Origin of the sequence: Marinomonas sp. UCMA 3892, from assembly GCF_012726345.1 — a bacterium.
Classification (GTDB): Bacteria; Pseudomonadota; Gammaproteobacteria; order Pseudomonadales; family Marinomonadaceae; genus Marinomonas.
The window spans coordinates 43,979-63,304 of the sequence record NZ_PTXN01000022.1; the positions used below are offsets into that span (position 1 = coordinate 43,979).

The 19,326-nt window shown below is 41.1% G+C and carries 19 protein-coding genes; 12 read left to right on the forward strand and 7 right to left on the reverse strand.

The features are described from left to right. Positions 1-37: 37 nt before the first annotated feature. Positions 38-2,704, reverse strand: a complete 2,667-nt coding sequence (aceE, locus tag B6N13_RS21345; protein WP_012070008.1) for a pyruvate dehydrogenase (acetyl-transferring), homodimeric type — start codon at positions 2,702-2,704, stop codon at positions 38-40. Between the two features lie 981 nt (positions 2,705-3,685). On the opposite strand from aceE, the gene nadC reads away from it, so the two are divergent. The 12 genes from nadC to B6N13_RS21405 all read left to right on the forward strand — a co-directional run bounded on the left by nadC (position 3,686) and on the right by B6N13_RS21405 (position 14,475). Beyond that, positions 3,686-4,534, forward strand: a complete 849-nt coding sequence (gene nadC, locus B6N13_RS21350) for a carboxylating nicotinate-nucleotide diphosphorylase (protein ID WP_012070009.1) — start codon at positions 3,686-3,688, stop codon at positions 4,532-4,534. A gap of 2 nt (positions 4,535-4,536) precedes the next feature. Further along, a complete protein-coding gene (locus B6N13_RS21355) occupies positions 4,537-5,727 on the forward strand; it encodes an acetate kinase (protein ID WP_169460542.1) in 1,191 nt (396 codons plus the stop codon). A 46-nt stretch (positions 5,728-5,773) separates the two neighbouring features. Further along, positions 5,774-7,873, forward strand: coding sequence for a phosphate acetyltransferase (pta, locus tag B6N13_RS21360; RefSeq protein WP_012070011.1), 2,100 nt, complete (start codon positions 5,774-5,776; stop codon positions 7,871-7,873). A 162-nt stretch (positions 7,874-8,035) separates the two neighbouring features. After that, positions 8,036-8,410 (forward strand): hypothetical protein, encoded by a 375-nt coding sequence (locus B6N13_RS21365; protein WP_169460543.1) that lies wholly within the window; start codon positions 8,036-8,038, stop codon positions 8,408-8,410. 71 nt (positions 8,411-8,481) lie between these two features. Further along, positions 8,482-8,934, forward strand: coding sequence for a pilin (locus tag B6N13_RS21370; protein ID WP_012070013.1), 453 nt, complete (start codon positions 8,482-8,484; stop codon positions 8,932-8,934). Further along, positions 8,931-9,881, forward strand: a complete 951-nt coding sequence (locus B6N13_RS21375) for an ATPase, T2SS/T4P/T4SS family (RefSeq protein ID WP_169460544.1) — start codon at positions 8,931-8,933, stop codon at positions 9,879-9,881. Before B6N13_RS21370 ends, B6N13_RS21375 begins: the two co-directional genes overlap by 4 nt. Then, entirely contained in the window at positions 9,868-10,932 is a 1,065-nt protein-coding gene (locus B6N13_RS21380; RefSeq protein WP_169460545.1) for a type II secretion system F family protein, read from the forward strand. Before B6N13_RS21375 ends, B6N13_RS21380 begins: the two co-directional genes overlap by 14 nt. Continuing rightward, positions 10,933-11,718 (forward strand): A24 family peptidase, encoded by a 786-nt coding sequence (locus tag B6N13_RS21385; RefSeq protein WP_012070016.1) that lies wholly within the window; start codon positions 10,933-10,935, stop codon positions 11,716-11,718. A 3-nt stretch (positions 11,719-11,721) separates the two neighbouring features. Further along, complete coding sequence (gene coaE, locus B6N13_RS21390; RefSeq protein WP_169460546.1) at positions 11,722-12,333, forward strand: dephospho-CoA kinase; 612 nt, start codon at positions 11,722-11,724, stop codon at positions 12,331-12,333. Next, complete coding sequence (gene yacG / locus B6N13_RS21395; RefSeq protein ID WP_012070018.1) at positions 12,327-12,551, forward strand: DNA gyrase inhibitor YacG; 225 nt, start codon at positions 12,327-12,329, stop codon at positions 12,549-12,551. Before coaE ends, yacG begins: the two co-directional genes overlap by 7 nt. A 26-nt stretch (positions 12,552-12,577) precedes the next feature. After that, complete coding sequence (locus tag B6N13_RS21400; RefSeq protein ID WP_169460547.1) at positions 12,578-13,789, forward strand: response regulator; 1,212 nt, start codon at positions 12,578-12,580, stop codon at positions 13,787-13,789. 2 nt (positions 13,790-13,791) lie between these two features. Continuing rightward, entirely contained in the window at positions 13,792-14,475 is a 684-nt protein-coding gene (locus tag B6N13_RS21405) for a HAMP domain-containing sensor histidine kinase (protein ID WP_169460548.1), read from the forward strand. 16 nt (positions 14,476-14,491) lie between these two features. Here B6N13_RS21405 and B6N13_RS21410 read toward each other — a convergent pair whose 3' ends face one another. From B6N13_RS21410 to ehuC, 6 genes are all read right to left on the reverse strand, one after another. Next, entirely contained in the window at positions 14,492-15,115 is a 624-nt protein-coding gene (locus B6N13_RS21410) for a GntR family transcriptional regulator (protein ID WP_169460549.1), read from the reverse strand. Positions 15,116-15,126: 11 nt separating this feature from the next. Beyond that, a complete protein-coding gene (locus B6N13_RS21415) occupies positions 15,127-16,299 on the reverse strand; it encodes a benzoate/H(+) symporter BenE family transporter (RefSeq protein ID WP_012070022.1) in 1,173 nt (390 codons plus the stop codon). A gap of 73 nt (positions 16,300-16,372) precedes the next feature. Next, complete coding sequence (locus B6N13_RS21420; protein WP_169460550.1) at positions 16,373-17,086, reverse strand: divalent cation transporter; 714 nt, start codon at positions 17,084-17,086, stop codon at positions 16,373-16,375. A 124-nt stretch (positions 17,087-17,210) separates the two neighbouring features. Beyond that, entirely contained in the window at positions 17,211-17,984 is a 774-nt protein-coding gene (ehuA, locus tag B6N13_RS21425; RefSeq protein WP_012070024.1) for an ectoine/hydroxyectoine ABC transporter ATP-binding protein EhuA, read from the reverse strand. Further along, the gene (gene ehuD, locus B6N13_RS21430; protein WP_169460551.1) at positions 17,981-18,658 is read right to left on the reverse strand and encodes an ectoine/hydroxyectoine ABC transporter permease subunit EhuD; all 678 of its coding nucleotides are present in this window, start codon (positions 18,656-18,658) and stop codon (positions 17,981-17,983) included. Before ehuD ends, ehuA begins: the two co-directional genes overlap by 4 nt. Continuing rightward, positions 18,655-19,317 carry an ectoine/hydroxyectoine ABC transporter permease subunit EhuC gene (gene ehuC, locus B6N13_RS21435; protein ID WP_169460552.1) on the reverse strand — a complete coding sequence of 221 codons (663 nt, stop codon included), beginning with the start codon at positions 19,315-19,317 and terminating at the stop codon, positions 18,655-18,657. The genes ehuD and ehuC overlap by 4 nt, the downstream gene beginning before the upstream one ends. Positions 19,318-19,326 lie beyond the last annotated feature (9 nt).

Consider the following 19,326-nt stretch of genomic DNA (forward strand, 5'->3'; position numbering starts at 1 on the left):
AATATACACTAAGCCAGATACCTAGCTTGTTAGGTAATTAGCAAGTTACAGGGTTTGGCTTCTCTGGATCTAAACCAAACTTAGCAATCGCACCACTAACTACAGATGCATCAATCACACCGTCTTTTGCTAGTGCATTCAAGGCAGAAACCACTACCCAATAGCGGTTAACTTCGAAGAAGTGACGCAATTGAGCACGAGTATCACTACGACCAAAACCATCTGTTCCAAGCACGTTGTATGTACCAGTTACGAATGGGCGAATTTGATCTGCGAACAATTTAATATGATCGGTAGATGCAATCACAGGGCCATTGCCATTCAAGCAAGACTCAACATAAGATTTACGAGCTTCTGACTCTGGGTGAAGCATATTCCAACGACTTACATCAAGACCTTCGCGACGTAGCTCATTGAAAGACGTTACACTCCATATATCAGAGTTAACACCGAAATCATTAAATAGGATCTCTGCAGCCGCTTCAACTTCACGAAGAATAACACCAGAGCCAAGTAGTTGAACTTGTTTCTTATTGGCTTTCTTAGCATGAGATTTAAGCTTATACATCCCCTTGATAATGCCTTCTTCAACACCTTCAGGCATATCTTCGTGCGTATAGTTTTCATTCATTACTGTTAGGTAATAGAAAACACTCTCTTTTTCTTTATACATACGACGCAAGCCATCTTGAATGATAACAGCAACTTCGTATGAATATGTTGGATCGTAAGACACGCAGTTTGGAATAAGACCAGCCTGAATATGGGAATGACCATCTTCATGCTGCAAACCTTCACCATTTAGCGTAGTACGACCAGCTGTAGCGCCAATCAAGAAACCACGCGCCTGAGAGTCACCCGCCGCCCAAGCCAAGTCACCAATACGCTGGAAACCAAACATCGAGTAGTAGATGTAAACAGGGATCATAGGAAGAGCGCTGTTTGCATAAGAAGTAGCCAATGCCAACCATGCAGAAAATGCACCTGGCTCATTGATACCTTCTTGAAGAATTTGACCGTCAGCAGATTCTTTATAATACATAATCTGAGTATGGTCATGAGGCGTATAACGCTGACCTTCAGATGAGTAAATACCTAGCTGGCGGAACATACCTTCCATACCAAACGTACGAGCTTCATCAGCAACGATTGGAACAACACGTTCACCGATGTTTTTATCTTTAACCATAACATTTAGTGCACGCACAAACGCCATAGTAGTAGAAATTTCACGACCATTTGTTCCCGCGATTTGAGATTTGAACGCTTCTAAAGAAGGCACCTCAAGCGCTTCGCAATCATGGTTACGAATTGGGAAAGCCCCATGCAACTCTTTACGACGTGAGCGCATATATTGCATTTCAGGACTGTCTTCAGCCGGCTTGTAATACGGTAAGTCTTTTAGCTCTTCATCGCTAATAGGGATACCGAATTTATCACGGAACTGAGCAAGGGATTCTTCGTCCAACTTCTTCGTTTGGTGCGCAGTGTTTTGCGCTTCAGCCGCCTTAAACATGCCGTAACCTTTAACGGTTTGCGCCAAGATAACAGTCGGTTGACCTTTGTGAGAAGTCGCCTCGGAATACGCTGCGTAAACTTTGTAAGGATCATGTCCGCCGCGATTAAGATTCATAATCTCATCGTCAGTCATGTCTTTAACCATTTCTAGCAATTCTGGATATTTGCCGAAGAAATGTTCACGAGTATAAGCACCACCATTTGCTTTGTAGTTCTGAAGCTCACCATCACAAACTTCGTTCATACGTTTAACAAGCAAACCGTTATGGTCTTTCGCGAAAAGAGGATCCCAATGACGCCCCCATAGACACTTAATAACATTCCAGCCAGCGCCACGGAATACACCTTCAAGTTCCTGAACAATTTTACTGTTACCACGCACAGGGCCATCAAGACGCTGTAGATTACAGTTGATCACGAAAATAAGGTTGTCTAGCTTCTCACGTCCCGCAAGAGCAATAGCACCTAAAGATTCTGGCTCATCACATTCGCCATCACCAAGGAACGCCCATACTTTACGATCGCCTTGATCAATAAGACCACGGCTATGCTGGTACTTCATTACATGCGCTTGGTAAATCGCTTGCAATGGCCCAAGACCCATAGACACTGTAGGAAATTGCCAGTAATCCGGCATCAACCAAGGATGTGGGTAAGAAGAGATACCTTTGCCATCCACTTCACGACGGAAGTTATCAAGCTGTTCGTCTGTCAAACGCCCTTCAATGTATGAACGAGCGTAAATTCCTGGAGAAATATGACCTTGGAAAAAGACCATATCCGCTTGTTGTTTACCGTCATTACCACGGAAAAAGTGGTTAAAACCGATATCATAAAGCGTTGCTGCAGAAGAGAAGCTTGTAATGTGGCCACCAAGTGTTGAGTCAACACGGTTTGCCTTCATTACCATAGCCAATGCATTCCAACGAATTATAGAACGTATACGACGCTCCATAAATACATCACCCGGCAATGGCTTCTCATTTTCAGGAGCGATTGTATTCCGGTATGCAGTCGTAATAGACGACGGCAATGACGTACCAGCTTTTGAAGCTTCATTCGTCAAACGATTTAAAATGTATTGCGCGCGATCAGGACCTTCTTCGCGAAGGACAGACTCAAGCGCATCGACCCACTCTTTAGTTTCAATTGGATCGATGTCTTCGAGAATATGCTGCTCAGTCATCGTGTTAATAACTCCCGCTATTAGAACAGATACTAACCTACCAAGGACATTATGTGTATTTAAGCCTTGGAGGCTACTTAAACGAACCGTCGGAACTCATATGAATAGCCATTAAGTTCCAGCCGACCTAGGATAAAACGACGCACTGTATATTACGTTTTAAAACGCGTCGTTTTTATCCGTTCCAATGGTAATTATTATTGTTTTAATTTTATTTCCATTGCATCGACCACTAAAAATCTAGTCAGCTCGCTTCCAATTTGGGTTTGGTTCATCAAACCCAACATTAAATTTCCACATGCAAATAGCCTTACTAAATGCATGTAAAAAATCAAAGTCATTTGCCTAGAATGTGCATAGATAGAGCACTTCTAAGATTTTGCACTCTAGATATTTTACTAAAACCTTACACTAAACAAGGTCTTTTTACATATCAGAAGCATCTAATTCGGGCGTTAGATTAACACCTAATCAAGAGATCGCCTAGCCACCCGCATAAAGATTGAAGTACACAAAGCACTTTTGAAGCTTTTAATTCCTCAAAAATCCATCTAAAAACAGGTGAAAATAGGTAAAAACACCACAATAAATGATTTAAACCTTAAAGAGACCCCACCAAAATTCACCAAAAATATGAGATATATAAGCTGTATGAATCCTGCGTTTTGCTTCAGACAGCGAAGAATACACAGCATCAAAGCTAATGTACCATTCAAAAAATGATAATCTGTATCACATTATTAGCTCTTATAGAGACTAATCCGCACTTGAGTCAGTCGCAGGTAAAAACACCAAAATAGTGACTAGTTAGGCAAGAAAATTCATTTGAAAAGCTAGGTCTATACTTACAAACTATAAATTATGGCTTTTTTCTATTTAAAAAGACCATGCAAATCAATGAATATCAAAAAATCAACACTGACGCATTACCAATATAACGCTACAATGCTCTTTATTTACTTGGCAAAATTAGGATAGTACATGACCCTTCTGAACGCTCTATTATCCGAGCACATCCAATCGCAAGTTACATTTGCATTAAAAGAAGACATAGGCTCTGGGGACATAACAGCTCAACTTATCCCTGACGATCAAGAAATTACAGCAACGGTTATCAGTCGAGAACCTGCTGTTCTATGCGGCCAAGCTTGGGTAAACGAAGTATTTGCTCAATTAGGAAACAGAACCACTCTCACTTGGCATAATAATGAAGGCGATACGCTGGAAAGCGACAAACCTTTTTTGACTATTAAAGGCCATGCAAGAACAATCCTAACGGGTGAACGCACCGCTCTAAATTTTTTACAAACACTTTCTTATACCGCTACGGTGACTCGCCAATACAGTGAAATCGTATCAAGCACACAATTAACAATTTTGGATACACGAAAAACAATACCAGGCATGCGCCGAGCACAGAAGTATGCGGTAACAGTTGGCGGTGGAAAAAATCACCGAATGGGTTTATATGATGCCTTTTTGATAAAAGAAAATCACATCATGGCCGCGGGATCAATTGCCAACGCCGTCAGCATGGCACAAAAAATCGCGCCAGGTAAAACCATTGAAGTAGAAACAGAAAATTTAGAAGAAGTTGCCATGGCAGTCGCTGCTGGCGCAGATATCATTATGCTAGATAATTTTTCGTATGAAGATATGAGCAAAGCGGTTTCAGACTACAAAGGTCAAGTTAAATTTGAAGCATCAGGAAACATGGACAAAGATCGTCTATTAAAGGTAGCTGAAACAGGCGTTGATTTTGTATCCATTGGAGCCTTAACCAAACACATCCAAGCAATAGATCTGTCTTTGCGCGTATCTCAGGAATAACTATGAAAGATAGTATTTTAGTCATCAACTGCGGAAGCTCCTCTTTAAAATTTGCCATTCTTGCCAATGCTGGGCAGGAAACCTTAATGGAAGGTATTGCGGACCAACTTGGTTCAAATAACAGCACGATTACTTTCAAGTACCAAGGAGAAAAGCTTCAAAAAACACTTGCTTTGGGTAGTCATGAATCTGCAGTGAAAGAAATCAAGGCGTGGCTCGACCTTCACCCAGCAATAAATGATCTCTTAGTGGGTGTAGGACATCGAATCGTTCATGGTGGCGAAACCTTTAAACAATCTGCGCTGATCAACCAAGACGTTATTAACGGCATCCAAGAATGCGCAAGTTTAGCGCCACTTCATAGCCCTGCGCACTTAAAAGGTATAAATATATCTTTGACACTATTTCCAACTCTTCCACAAGCGGCAGTATTTGACACGTCATTTCATCAAAGCCTATCAGAAGAGCAGTTTTTGTACCCTATTCCGATGGACTTTTATCGCGAACATCATTTTCGCAAGTATGGCTTCCATGGCACAAGTTATCGATATATCAGTCAGCGTTTAGCGCAGATTTGGAAAGGCAGTGAACAGCAAGGTGTACTTGTTGCCCACCTAGGTAATGGCGCAAGCACTTGTGCCATTAATAAAGGTAAGTCATCAGATACAAGCATGGGGATCACTCCTCTTGAAGGGCTTATGATGGGAACGCGCTCAGGTAGCCTAGACCCAAGCCTATTAACCTTTATCATGAAAGCTAAAAATTTATCTGCTGATGAAGCGCTTGATGTACTCAATAAGAAAAGCGGCCTTTTGGGCGTATCAGAATTATCAAATGATTGCCGAACACTCGAAGAAGCCATGGAATCTGGCGATGAAAGAGCAAAATTGGCTCTAGATATGTTTGCTATAAGAGCGGCTAAGAACTTAGCAAGTGTAGCTACAACTTTAGAAAGTATTGATCATTTGGTCTTTACTGGTGGTATAGGTGAGAATTCAAGCTATTTACGCCAAGTCATTTGCAATCATTTGAAAGCACTGAATATCGGTATAAACTCTACATTAAATAAAGATGCACCTCGTGGCGAAACACTAAATATCAGCTCTAATGAAAGCAACACGAAAGTATGGATTATACCAACTAATGAAGAGCTAATGATTGCACTTGATACTATAAGCTTAATTCAGCATTGATCGAAGCTATGCTAACTATAATGGACTAATTTAGGATTCATCAGATATGTCAATAAATGTACTAATGACCGTTCCTACGGGCCCAGGCGTCGGCCTAACATCCGTCTCTGTAGGTCTTGTCCGCGCACTTGAACAACAAGGATTAAAAGCCAGTTTCTTCAAGCCTATCGCCCAGCCTCAGCCTGGTGATAAAGGACCGGACAAATCAACGGCAATGGTTGCTCAAGGTTCAACACTAACACCTGCTGAGCCAATTCCGCTCCATGAAGCTGAACGTTATTTGTACAACGATAATATCGACGAACTCATGGAAGAGATTGTTGGCCGTTTTCAAGCCAGCGTTGAGCCAGATTCAACGGTTATTGTAGAAGGTCTTGCGCAGATCGCCGGGCACCCATATGCAACAAGGCTAAATAAAGCCATTGCTAGAACACTAGACGCAGGCTTAGTTTTAGTTACTGCACCGAACAACATGAGAGTGAACGAACTTGAACATCATGTTGAAATTGCCGCAGGCTCTTACGGTGGTATAAAGGCTAACGATGTTATTGGTTGTATTTTAAATAAAACTACACCAGGGTCATTAGGCGTTAAATCCTACGGTGATTTGTTTGCCCAAAGAGGAATTTTTAAACGCAACTTTAGTCTGCTCGGTCAAATACCGAAAGCGGACGAGCTAACCTATCCTCGTGTTAAAGATGTGGCTGACTTCCTTGGTGCTCGTATTATTAATGCGGGTGAAATCGAATCTCGCCGAGTACAATCTTATACACTCTGTGCTCGCGGTGTGGAAAATATGCTCGAAGCTTTGCGACCAGGCGTATTGGTTTTCACGCCTGGAGATCGTACTGACATAATCATGGCGACTGCTATTGCAGCGCTTAATGATATTAAAATTGCAGCATTAGTGGTTACTGGCGGTTACCAGCCAAGTGAAGCCCTAATGGCGCTTTGCGGTAAAGCCATGGCAAAAGGATTGCCAGTCCTCTCAGTTGAATCCAACAGCTGGGAAACAGTGATTAATATGCAGTCGTTCAACCAAGAGATTCCACTTGACGATAAAGAACGCGTCCTGATGGTGAAAGAGCATATTGCTCGTTGCATTGATCACGATTGGATAAACTCTTTTGCCTTAAACCAAGAAGAAAGAAAATTATCCCCTCCTGCATTCCGATTCCGCTTAATTGAGCTCGCTCGGTCATTAAATAAACGCATTATTCTTCCAGAGGGTGAAGAAATCCGCACCATTCAGGCGGCGTCTATTTGTGCGGAACGTGGCATTGCTCGTTGCACATTATTAGGTAACGAAACCGAAATTCTCCGTATTGCTCAAAACAACGGTATTGAATTAAGCCATGGTGTTGAAATACTTGACCCCAACAGCATTCGTGAACGTTACGTAGCACCAATGGTTGAATTGAGAAAAAGTCGCGGACTTACCGATATTGTCGCTCGCGAACAACTTGAAGATAATGTGGTATTAGGCACCATGATGCTGCAAGCTGGTGATGTTGATGGTTTGGTTTCAGGTGCTGTACACACTACCGCCAACACTATTAGGCCTGCACTGCAACTAATAAAGACATCTCCCAACTCAAATCTTGTCTCATCTATTTTCTTCATGTGTTTGCCGGATCAAGTACTGGTCTATGGTGACTGCGCTATAAATCCAGACCCAACGGCTGAGCAACTCGCAGAAATTGCCATTCAAAGTGCTGACTCTGCTGCAGCATTTGGCATTGCCCCAAAAGTCGCCATGATTAGTTACAGTACTGGTGGTTCTGGTACAGGTAATGATGTTGATAAAGTCCGAGAAGCAACGGCTATAGCACAAAAACTTCGCCCTGACCTGTTGATTGATGGACCTCTGCAATATGACGCAGCCATCATGGAAAAAGTAGCTAAGCAAAAAGCGCCAAACAGCAAAGTTGCAGGAAAAGCGACCGTATTTATTTTCCCTGATTTAAATACTGGTAACACGACCTACAAAGCCGTTCAACGAAGTGCTGATGTGGTCAGCATTGGGCCTATGCTACAAGGCATTCGCAAACCTGTTAACGATTTGTCTCGCGGGGCATTAGTTGACGACATTGTCTACACCATTGCTATTACCGCTATTCAGGCTGGCAAGCTTAAAAGCGAATAGTCCACCAACCAACTTATTCCTTAACTCGTCTTTGTTTTCAAATGAGCGAAGACGAGTTAATTAATTAAGTTAAGAATTATCCCAACTGAATTAGATTAGAAAGTGGACATATTCCATATTGCCAATTAGTATTTGTAGATAAACATTACGTGGGTGATCAACATGTCTGGTAGCCTTCCTCATTCTATAGCGCTTTCAAATCATACTTTCACAAGTACGACGACACCTGGCTACACGACATTTGACTTACGCTCTGATGAAGATACCAACATGGCTGCGCTTAACGCTCGCAACGCCAAGGCATCGAGTGATCTTGTTGTCACTATTTCAGAACAAGGCCAAGCATTATCCCAGCGAAATAGAAAAAAATTCGAAGAAATCGAAGCTAGAAAAAACAACGATGTCTTGTTAGAACTAGAAGAAGAATTCATCGAAGATGATCTTGAACCAACCATTCCCGCATTAACTAAGGAGAACAAAACCAATAGCTATCAAGAAAAAACACCAACAGGAGACTTTCTCGATCAAATTGTTTAGTCTATAAAAACTCAATTAGTTGAGTTTTTCGGCAGGATGCCAATGACTACAGAATCTTCAAGGAGTGAAGAATGTTATTTTCTCGTCTATCCACACGTGGTTTTACACTATTAGAGTTAATGGTTGTTATTGCCATTATTTCTATAATAGCCAGCCTTTCAGCCCCCACATTTACTCGTCAAATTGCTAAAGCAAAGCTAATAGAAGTACAAAACCTTGCTACTCAACATCAATCTCTGGTTGAAGAATTTATTCTTTTACATGGGGCCTTTCCTAGCGAAGCAGAGTTCAATCTCATAAAACAATCCTTAACAGAAGGTTCAATTACCAAATCCATTTCCGTAGACAGCCAAAACAAGGGTATGGGGAACATTGTTATCACACTAAATGACAGTACCGGCATAACTGAAAACCAATATCTAAAATACTCTCGCGGAGCCGATAGAAATTGGAAATGTCTCTCGGATTTAGAAAGCAACATTCTTCCACTTCAATGTGACAGTGCGACTGGAGCAGACGAATGACTTTAGAAGAAATAATATCTAACGCCGTGAGTAATCATGCAACCGATATTCACATAGAACATTCAAATATTGGCATTCAAATTTATCAACGCTGCTATGGATCACTTCATAAAGTAGCCAATCTAGCTCAAGGAACAAGCTTAATTAACCGCATAAAAATGCGCGCTAATTTAGACTTATCAGAAACAAGGCGAACACAAGAAGGTCAATTTCTCTTTGAGGAAAGAAGTCGAAGCACCTTTATTCGGGTCAGTATTATTGCCACGGTTAAAGGCGAAAAAGTAGCTTTGCGCCTACTCCCTGAAAAAAACCGTTTAGAGCTTGAAAATATCGGCATACAGACATCTTTACTTACCAGCCTAAGCACTATCTTAAATAGCTCTAGTGGTTTAATTTTAGTCTGTGGCGCAACAGGTGCTGGTAAAAGCACAACCCTCTATTCGTGCCTTGATACCTTAAACACAGGAAAGAAGACTATTTTTACGATAGAAGACCCTGTCGAATATGAAATTCCGGGCTTATTTCAATGTGAGCCCAATCCAGCTATCGGTTTAGACTCTGCCGCTCTTTTGAAATCCTTCTTAAGACAAGATCCGGATGTGATTATGGTCGGAGAAGTGCGTGATGCCGTTACTGCCAATCTAGCAGTAAATGCGGCATTGACCGGACACCTCGTACTAGCTACATTGCATACAAACTCTGCACTCGACGCCATGCACCGCTGCCATGGTTGGCAAGTTGATTTTTTCTCTTTAGTGAGTTCATTAAAACTTATTATCCATCAATCCATGCTCTACAAAGCGTCTTCACAACAACCAATGTTCAACGGTTTAAGGCCCTTGTGGAATGAATTGCTACCGAAAGATTATGACACACTTATTTCATCCCCGTCCCTATGGGAGGCTTTTCCCTATCTGAGTGGTGAGGTGCAAAATGCCTTGGTATAAAATTCAGCACCTAAATGGAGAGGTGGATTACCGACACGAATTATCCGAAAGCAACGTTGTCTTTGATTATATACGCCGCGGATATTGGCAAATATCAATCTCAGAGTGGAACCCCAAAAAGCTAGATTACAAGTCACTGCAAATTTTTTATGAAGAGATACAGAGCGCTCTACACTCTGGGCTTCAATTAAATCAAGCGATTTCACATTTTGCTCTTTCATCAACTCACCCCCAAATCGCAAATACAAGTAAAGCGATATTAAGCGAGCTAGAAAATGGTACAACTTTCAACGAAGCATTAAGCAAACTGACACAAGCCTCCGCTATACCATACTGCCAACTCCTCAATTCACAAGGCTCAAGAGAAGACTGTGAAAAAAGCATCGCCGTGTCGATTATCCAGCTTAAATCCTTACTCGATTGGTCTCAACGCTTATTAAAATCCATTATTTATCCCTTTAGTATTATTCAGATTGCTCTGATTATTCTTATCGCGAACAGAGCAATACAGCAAAAAATAGGAGAGAGCTATTTTTTGGAATTAGCCAGTAATGTGAGCATTTATCTCGTCTGTAGTGCCATTCAATTCATCGTCATACGGAGCCTATATAAAGGTCACGCTTGTTACTGGCTTGAAAAATACAGTGGCAATTTTCGGCTAACCAAACTCTTTTCGTTGTTAAGCACAACAAGAAAAACCGGCATAACTTTGCAGCAGGCCTTGATGAGCATGCCCGAGTACTTCCAATATACGCTCATAAAAGAAGAGATTTACCAAGTCTATTATACTCTTCGTCTCGGTAAAAATTATGCTGCCTGCTTTCCTGCTCATTGGTTTTCTAATGAATCGTCTATTGCGCTTCATTCAGCAGAACAAGATGGTGACATAGAGAGAGCACTTATTCTTGCAACAAAAGAGCACGAAAAACGTTGGCAAAAAAGTATATCCCTACTTGAAAAATTGATCCCCGCAGTTTGCCTCTTGATCGCTGGAGGGTTTGTCGCCTCAGCATTGATCGCCTTATACGCACCACTTATTGAGATGTCATAAATGAATCTGATAACAATAAACTGGGTTTTATATCTATCAGTTGTCCTGAGCATGGGCAGTTATGCTGCAGCATTTACAGCTAGGTGGCCGATTAAAAACATTTATTTATGGGAAAAAGAAGCGCACGCATTACTTTTACTTCCCTTTAACAAACAGCCGCCAAATAAAATAAGTGTTAAGCGCTCTCACTGTTTCCAATGTCATCATCCTCTGACATGGCAAGATCTTATTCCTCTATTAAGTTACTTACTACTTAAAGGGAAATGCCGTTATTGCAAAGCCGCCATTTCATATCGCTATCCCTCAGTCGAATTTCTTCATCTTGCTTTCTGCCTCCCCTTGCCTTGGATATTTAGCGATATATATCAACTTGCACTACACACACTTTTGATTAGCGCTTTGTTAACAGCAACAGTAATTGACCTAGAATATCAATTAATACCGGATGAATGCAGCATCATTGCATTAGCTTGTGCGCTGCTAATTAATCTATCAAACAATACCTTAGAAACCAGCGTTTTAGGTATGATAGTTGGTTATGGACTTATTTATACGCTGCGCTGGTTTTATTTAACATTCAAAGGTCAAGAAGGTATAGGATTAGGTGACGCAAAAATTATTGCAGTGCTCGGTGCATGGTTAGGACTTTTAGGCTTACCCCCCTTGTTACTTTGTGCAAGTTTAAGCGGAATCCTATACACTGTATTAACCAATAGAAGTGGAGCTAAGTACATGGCATTTGGTCCATTTTTAATATTTTCAGCCATGTTGGTGTTTTATTTTTAGCCTATGACAACCCATCCCCCTACAATAATCGGTCTTGCTGGCGGCATTGGCTCCGGTAAAAGCACAATAACAAAATATTTCAATGATATGGGCATTCAAAGTGTTGATGCTGATGATGTCGCAAGACTTGTTGTTGCGCCGGGATCAGATTGTTTAAATAAAATCCATCAGCGCTACGGTGACAATATATTGTTAAATGACGGCACTTTAAACCGTAAATCCCTACGTGATATTATTTTTGATAACCCCGAAGAAAGAATCTGGCTTGAAGCACTAACACACCCAGCAATTCGAGAAGAGATATCAGCTAAGCTGCATGCAATTACCTCATCGTACGCCTTGCTTGTCCATCCGCTACTATTTGAAACAAAACAAGATGCTATATGTAAATTAGTCATAGCAATCGATGTACCTGAAAATATACAACTTCAACGGGTCATGAGCAGAGACAATATAAGTAGAGAAAGCGCAGAAAAAATCATGGCAGCACAATTAAGCAATAGCGAACGTCTTGAGAGAGCGGATCTAGTCTTGGAAAATTCTGGTAATATTGCTGAAATGAATGCTAAAGTCTTAAAATTACACAAAAAAATTTTAGAGTCACAATCATGTTGAATAATAATACTGCAACCTTGGTTGCCTGCCCTACCTGCCAAAAAAAATCGCCCTGGTCCAAAGAAAATCCAGACCGCCCTTTTTGCAGCCCTAGATGCAAGCTGATTGACTTGGGAGCATGGGCAAGTGAATCCTACGCTATTCCACAGCAAACCTCAGAAGAGGATGAAATTTTTTCAGAAGATCTCGTGACTGACCCAAATAAATCTTTTTTATAATTGCTAGACACGGAATGTAATTATTTATGGCACAACAAGACTTTTCAAAGAAAAAAGCGCTTCTCATAGAGGATATGGCCGAAGCCAGAATTATGCAGCGAAAAATGCTGACAGATTTTGGCTTTACGTCTATCGACATTGCTATGAAAGCTGAAACTGCCATTGAACTTCTAAGAAATAAATCCTTTGATGTCATTTTGTCCGATTACAATCTCGGCAATGGCAAGGATGGACAGCAATTATTAGAAGAAGTAAGACATTCTAAACTCATTCCGAATACCGCTACTTATTTGATGGTAACAGCGGAAACATCCATTGAAATGGTAATGGGGGCTATTGAATATCAACCAGATGGCTACATTACAAAGCCCTTTTCTCAGGCTGTTTTGCAAAGACGGCTCAGCAAACTATTAGAAACAAAAGAAAGGCTTTACAAAGTAAACGTCGCACTTGATGCAAACAACTTTGAAGAAGCCATTATTGCAGCTAAACAAGTGATGGAGAAATACCCGTCTCTAATAGGCAAATGCGAAAGAATAATAGGCGAGAGCCTATTAGAAATTAAAGAATACAAAAAAGCACTATCACTATTCAAGAAAACCCTAAAAAGCAGGAAAATGCCTTGGGCATTATTTGGCAAAGCAAAGTCCTATTTTTTGATGGGTGAGCTAGACAAAGCAGAACAAAACTTTAGACAATTGATGCTTGATAATCGCTTTTTTGTTAGTGCTTACGATTGGCTTGCTAAAATTCAAGTCATTCAAGGAAAGTGTGAAGAAGCCCAAGCAACATTAATTGAAGCTATCGGTCGATCGCCTAAAAATATCTTACGTCAGATGGAGTTAGGAAATATTAGCCTATCTCTCAACGATAGTACGACTGCAGAAATGTCATTTAGAAGAGCTGTATTTTTAGCCAAATACTCCTGTTACAACACAGCTGATGTTTATTTAAAACATTTAGAATCTCTTGCTAGAATATCGGACAGTGGTCCTCTGTTACCGCGTCAAAAAGATAACTTCAATAGCACGCTTAAAAAAGTACACGAATCTTTTTTTGATGACCAAAACAATAAAGCAAAAGCCTATAGCTACGAAATAGACATTTATCTAGCAGATAACGATATATCAACTGCCAAGCAAATTTTTGAAGCTTGGCTTAGTGAAGTAAAATCCGGTAGCGCAATCGCTCCAACCCAACAGCAAAGTTCCGTCTACGCAAAATCTTTTGGAAGCTAGAGATGAAAAAAATCGATATCAGCACTATTTTGGCCAGTGCGATTCATGAAAGCAAAAACCAGGTAGGAACTTTATTATACCAATTGCAAAGCCTTAAAGACGCAATGGGAAGCAAGGATTCTAATCAAAAAAAAATTATCCAAATTGAAGAGTCCCTCAAAAAACTCAATGATGAATGGGTGGAGTATTTATACTTGTATAGACTAGCATCTGACGGCTATGACCTACATGTAGATACTTTTTTACTTGATGAGTTTTTGGATGACCAGGTTTTTGCTCTACAGCCATCCGCTATTGCAAAGAGTTTAGAGCTAGAATACAGTTGCGATACAAATCTAACGGGCATTTTTGACGAGCGCCTAATGACGGCAGTGGTCAGCACTGCAGTTTACAACGCACTGCGGTTTGCAAAATCAAAAATTCTGATCAGTGCAAAACAGGAAAATAATTTTCTCATTATAGCAATTGAAGATGATGGTGAAGGCTTCAAACAGGCTGATACCGATGAACAGCCTGAAGAGTTTCTTGAAGGTAATACAGGTTTAGGCTTATATTTCGCCGAATTATCGGCCACAGCTCATGTTGTGAATGACGTTCGAGGCTTTATAAAAAAAGAATCATCTCAAAACCTAGGTGGTGCAAGTTTAACTGTATGTTTACCTCAGCCTGCTGATGAAGAGTTTTAACCCCCTACTCTCCCAGTCATGAGTTAAGTTTTTTCAGAAACTCTGTTAACAAAATCCCTGCGTTTTCTATGTGCTGCCTCAGAAAAATGAGCGCAGCATTTTTATCTTTTGATTCAATAAGTAAAAGTAGCTCTTCATGCTGATCCTGACTTCTTACCTTATATCCTAATGGGCCGTACTGAAAGCCAAGATAACGCACAGCTTGCTTATTAAGACCTTCAACCACGCGCTGTAATGTCGGGCGCTCAGCAGCTCTATACAGTGTGTGGTGAAATAACCAATTAAGTTCTCCTTTATAGACTAGTGTTAAATTTTCTTTATTTAATTCCGCTAAGAAATACCTCGCCTTTATTAGGTCTTCCTTACTGATATAATCAAATGCCATACTAAACAACAAACATTCCAATTCAGCTCGCATTAAATAAAGATCTTCTGCTTCCGTCCAATTCAAATCAGGAATCATCACACCTGCTTTCCCATTTGGAACAAGCCAACCTTCGGACTTTAATGATGACAACGCATCCCTAATAGGAATTCTACTGACACCATATCGAGCCGAAAGGATCGCTTGCCGAAGGGGGACGCCTCTCGGCAACTGATTTTTCAAGATATCTTCTTTGATACTTTGACTAACATCCATTAAAAAACCTTTTATTTGAGCCTAATATTAGATATCAGCAAACAAATCACACCGAATAAAATCCCCCAAAAGGCTGACGCGATACCACCAAACGAGATGCCTGAGACGGTTACTAAAAAGGTAACTAATGCAGCCTCTCGATTAGAGTCATCAGCCATCGCATTTTTCAAATTCATGCCGATGGTTCCTAACAAGGCAATACCCGCTAACGCTGCAATCATGGTTGCAGGAAAAATCGAAAATAGAGCAACCACAGAGGTACCTGCTAAACCAGCAAGCCCATAAAACACACCAGCAGACAGGCCCGCAATATAACGTCGCTTAGGATCTTTATGGCATTCATCACCTGAACAAATTGCAGCAGTGATCGCCGCCAAATTAAAAGCAAATCCACCTAATGGCGCCAGCACAATAGAGGTAAACCCTGTCCAGCTAATTAAAGGAGAAACAGGTGTTTGATAACCACTGCTACGCATCACGGCAACACCAGGAATATTCTGAGACGTCATTGTCACAATATATAAAGGAATCCCAATACCGATCAATGCACCAATATTCCATTCAGGCCAAACCCATACAAACGCCCCAAGTGAAAAAGGAACTTCAGACATTAACTGCCCGTCAGACCTCGCAAGCACAAACGCGACACCTGCAACCAATACAAACAACACAGCATATCTAGGAACAAAGCGCTTACTCACTAAATAAGTAATCAACATAATTCCCACAAGAAAAACATCACTTATCATGGAGTCAAAAATAGAAAGACCAAACTTGAAAAGCACACCTGCTAACATGGCACAGGCTAGAGGCAAAGGAACTAAGCGCATGACCTTATCAAATAAGCCAGATACACCCGTTAACAGAGTTATTATGCCCGCAAAAACAAACACACCAATAGCTTCAGCGTAACTAATTGTTCCTAAGCTTGTTGCTAACAGTGCTGCACCGGGCGTTGACCAAGCTGTAATAACTGGCGATCGATACCATAAAGAAAGGAAAAAGCAAGTAGCCCCCATACCAAAGCCCAGCGCCATAATCCAAGACACAATGGTATTAGAGTCGGCACCAGCGGCTTGAGCCGCCTGAAAGACAATTGCAACAGAACTTGCAAAACCGATTAGCACGGCCACAAAACCTGCGACCAGCGCACTTAAGCTAACATCATGTAATATCCTGAGCACAACCCTATCACCTGTATGGTTTAAAAAGAGTACTCACTATATTGCATAAAAACTATTTTTGTATACATTTTTATTAATGAACTAACATATAGCCAATTAAATCAAGTGCAAATCCCATGACAGCCCCCAAGGGCGGCAACCAATTTTTATCCAATGTAACCTGAGGAGCAATATCCTGAAACACGGCATACAAGATACCACCTGATGCAAACAACATTATCCCCGATATCACTACAGGCCATTCGGCGAGCCAGATATGAGCGATAACACCTGCTACTGGACCTAATAATGCCAGTAAAGCAAAGCACGAAATAATACTGAATGCACTGTAATGGGATGAAGATTTTAACTCTCTAAAAGCATTAAAACCTTCAGGAAGGTTTTGCATCGCAATTAATCCAGCCAGTAACATGCCATTAATGGTCCCTAAAGCAAACGCAGCACCCAAGGCTAAAGATTCAGGAATGAAATCAGCCAACATTGCCACTAGCTGACTCATTGAGGTTTCTTGCTTGGATAACCATATATCAAGCCACATAAAAGCCACGCCGCCGGATAAAAACAACATAGCCGCAGGCCAAGGAGAAAAGTGCGGAATACTTTCTGGCACAAGAACCAAAGCAATCGCCGACAACAAAGCACCACCACCAAAGGCCGTAATACCATGCATTAGCTCTGTTTCTAGCCATTGGGGTTTTATGCGCTCGAAATTCGCAATCAAGCCCCCCAACGGCATGGCCAAACCAGCAACTAGAGTCAATAAGATAACGCTATACAAAGGTTCCATTTGTACAATACTCCGAAAGATATACCGTCATTATCCGTGTTGAGAGCATTACTTGCCACGACTAATAAATAAGGCGCCACAAAAGCGCCTTATTTATTCTTACAAGATACGACTTATTGCTGTACTACTGTCCAATATAAGCGTTTAGAAAAGCCTTTGTACGCTCTTCCCTTGGTTGAGTAAAAATGGCCTCTGGTTCACCCTCTTCCACTATTGCGCCTTTATCAAAAAAGCACACTCGGTCACTAATCTCACGAGCAAAATACATTTCATGAGTCACCAGCAACATGGTAAAACTTTCTTCTTTTACTAGATTACGAATAACGTCCAGTACTTCATCAACTAATTCTGGATCCAAAGCCGAAGTAATCTCATCCAGTAATAAAATAGATGGTTTCATCGCAAGTGCTCGCGCAATACCTACTCGCTGTTTCTGACCACCCGATAAATCATTTGGGTAACTATCCGCCTTATCGGCCAACCCTACTAACCGCAGTAATTTTTCTGCGAACTTCTCAGCTTCGGTTCTTGAAACACCTTTCACGCGCATTGGCGCTTCTGTAATGTTGCGCTTGACCGTCATATGAGGAAACAAATTAAAATGCTGGAAAACCATACCAAGATGGTTACGCATCTTATGCAAATGCTTGCTATTCGCAGGTACATATCGCCCCTGCCAAGGCATATGCCAAAGTGACTCACCAGCGACATTTATATAACCACCATCGATGCCCTCTAGTGTCATCAAGATACGCAATAAGGTACTTTTACCTGAGCCACTTGGTCCGATGATTGAGACTATCTCGTTTTCCTCAACCTTGAAGTTAAAATCACTAAAAATAACCGTCTCACCAAAACACTTTTTCACATTTTTGAATTCAATAATGGGGGCACTCATTTCAAACTAAATCCTTCTTTTGGAAAGCGTCTTTCTACCTGATGAATACCGTAGGCAGCTAAAAGACTAAACACGAGATACAAAATCCCAACTAAAGTAAAAGGTTCCAGATAACGGAAATTTTCAGAGCCAATAATCTTCGCCATTTGCAACATTTCCAATAACGTAATCGCAGATAGCTGTGGTGTTTCCTTAAACATGGCAATTATGTAATTGCCTGTCGCAGGAATCATTGGACGAATGGCCTGAGGAAGCACGATGTCTTTGTAAGTATCAATTATTGTTAAATTCAGTGCTCTTGCTGCTTCCCATTGGCCTTTTTCAATGCCATCTATACCACTACGGAATACTTCTGATAAATACGCGCCATAGTGAAGTCCTAAGGCAAATACGCCGGTAGCGAGCGGTGACATACTGACCCCAAACTCTGGCATCACGTAATATAGGAAGAAAATTTGCACTAACAAAGGCGTGCTACGAATAAACTCAACAATCCAGTAAGTAGATATGCATAACGTTCGACTTTTACTGCGACGCAGCAAGGCAAACACCAGCCCCATCACAATAGCCAAAATACTACCTAGCAAGGTCGCCAGTAAGGTCACTTTTGCTGCGGACAAAATCATGGGAAGCACTTCCCATGTAAAAGCCCAGTCCCAATGAAATCCATTCATGAATGAAGCCCTCCACGACCTAAACCTTTACTAAGGTGTGTTTCTAAACGTCTAATAAAAAAGACCAAGAATTGAGCCATAACAAAATAAAACAACAACACAACACCAAAGATCTCACCAACCTGTAAGGTGGTATCGGCTAGCATTTTGGCTTTAAAGGTCAAATCTCCAATCGTTATCAAAGAAACCAATGACGTTGCTTTGACTAACTCAATGGCCAAATTGCCAAAAGGTGGGATCATATTAACTAATGCTTGCGGCATGATAATTCGCCACAATCGTTGTGAAGAAGTGAAGTTCAATGCAATTGACGCTTCGTATTGTCCTTTCGGTACCGATTGAATAGCGCCACGTACCACTTCCGTTCCATACGAACCGATATTTAGTCCCAAAGCAACAACTGCCGCCGTCATGGCATCAATAGTAATTCCGAAAAAAGGCAGTACAAAATAGATCCAATACAACTGTATAAGTGCCGACGTTCCTCGAAAGAACTCTATATAAATAATTGCGATTTGTTTAAAGGGGGCTGGAGCGTAAAGGCGAATCAATCCAAAGCTGAAGGCCATTAACACGGCGAGAGGCAATGCCATTGCCACAATTTGTATTGTGACAATGGCCCCCTGGAGTAATACGGAGACAATTTCTCCAAATTCCATGAGTCTAAT

Coding starts and splice junctions, on each gene's coding strand:
- aceE (WP_012070008.1), bottom strand. CDS start 2,704: ATGACTGAGCAGCATATTCTCGAAGACATCGATCCAATTGAAACTAAA.
- nadC (WP_012070009.1), top strand. CDS start 3,686: ATGACCCTTCTGAACGCTCTATTATCCGAGCACATCCAATCGCAAGTT.
- B6N13_RS21355 (WP_169460542.1), top strand. CDS start 4,537: ATGAAAGATAGTATTTTAGTCATCAACTGCGGAAGCTCCTCTTTAAAA.
- pta (WP_012070011.1), top strand. CDS start 5,774: ATGTCAATAAATGTACTAATGACCGTTCCTACGGGCCCAGGCGTCGGC.
- B6N13_RS21365 (WP_169460543.1), top strand. CDS start 8,036: ATGTCTGGTAGCCTTCCTCATTCTATAGCGCTTTCAAATCATACTTTC.
- B6N13_RS21370 (WP_012070013.1), top strand. CDS start 8,482: ATGTTATTTTCTCGTCTATCCACACGTGGTTTTACACTATTAGAGTTA.
- B6N13_RS21375 (WP_169460544.1), top strand. CDS start 8,931: ATGACTTTAGAAGAAATAATATCTAACGCCGTGAGTAATCATGCAACC.
- B6N13_RS21380 (WP_169460545.1), top strand. CDS start 9,868: ATGCCTTGGTATAAAATTCAGCACCTAAATGGAGAGGTGGATTACCGA.
- B6N13_RS21385 (WP_012070016.1), top strand. CDS start 10,933: ATGAATCTGATAACAATAAACTGGGTTTTATATCTATCAGTTGTCCTG.
- coaE (WP_169460546.1), top strand. CDS start 11,722: ATGACAACCCATCCCCCTACAATAATCGGTCTTGCTGGCGGCATTGGC.
- yacG (WP_012070018.1), top strand. CDS start 12,327: ATGTTGAATAATAATACTGCAACCTTGGTTGCCTGCCCTACCTGCCAA.
- B6N13_RS21400 (WP_169460547.1), top strand. CDS start 12,578: ATGGCACAACAAGACTTTTCAAAGAAAAAAGCGCTTCTCATAGAGGAT.
- B6N13_RS21405 (WP_169460548.1), top strand. CDS start 13,792: ATGAAAAAAATCGATATCAGCACTATTTTGGCCAGTGCGATTCATGAA.
- B6N13_RS21410 (WP_169460549.1), bottom strand. CDS start 15,115: ATGGATGTTAGTCAAAGTATCAAAGAAGATATCTTGAAAAATCAGTTG.
- B6N13_RS21420 (WP_169460550.1), bottom strand. CDS start 17,086: ATGGAACCTTTGTATAGCGTTATCTTATTGACTCTAGTTGCTGGTTTG.
- ehuA (WP_012070024.1), bottom strand. CDS start 17,984: ATGAGTGCCCCCATTATTGAATTCAAAAATGTGAAAAAGTGTTTTGGT.
- ehuD (WP_169460551.1), bottom strand. CDS start 18,658: ATGAATGGATTTCATTGGGACTGGGCTTTTACATGGGAAGTGCTTCCC.
- ehuC (WP_169460552.1), bottom strand. CDS start 19,317: ATGGAATTTGGAGAAATTGTCTCCGTATTACTCCAGGGGGCCATTGTC.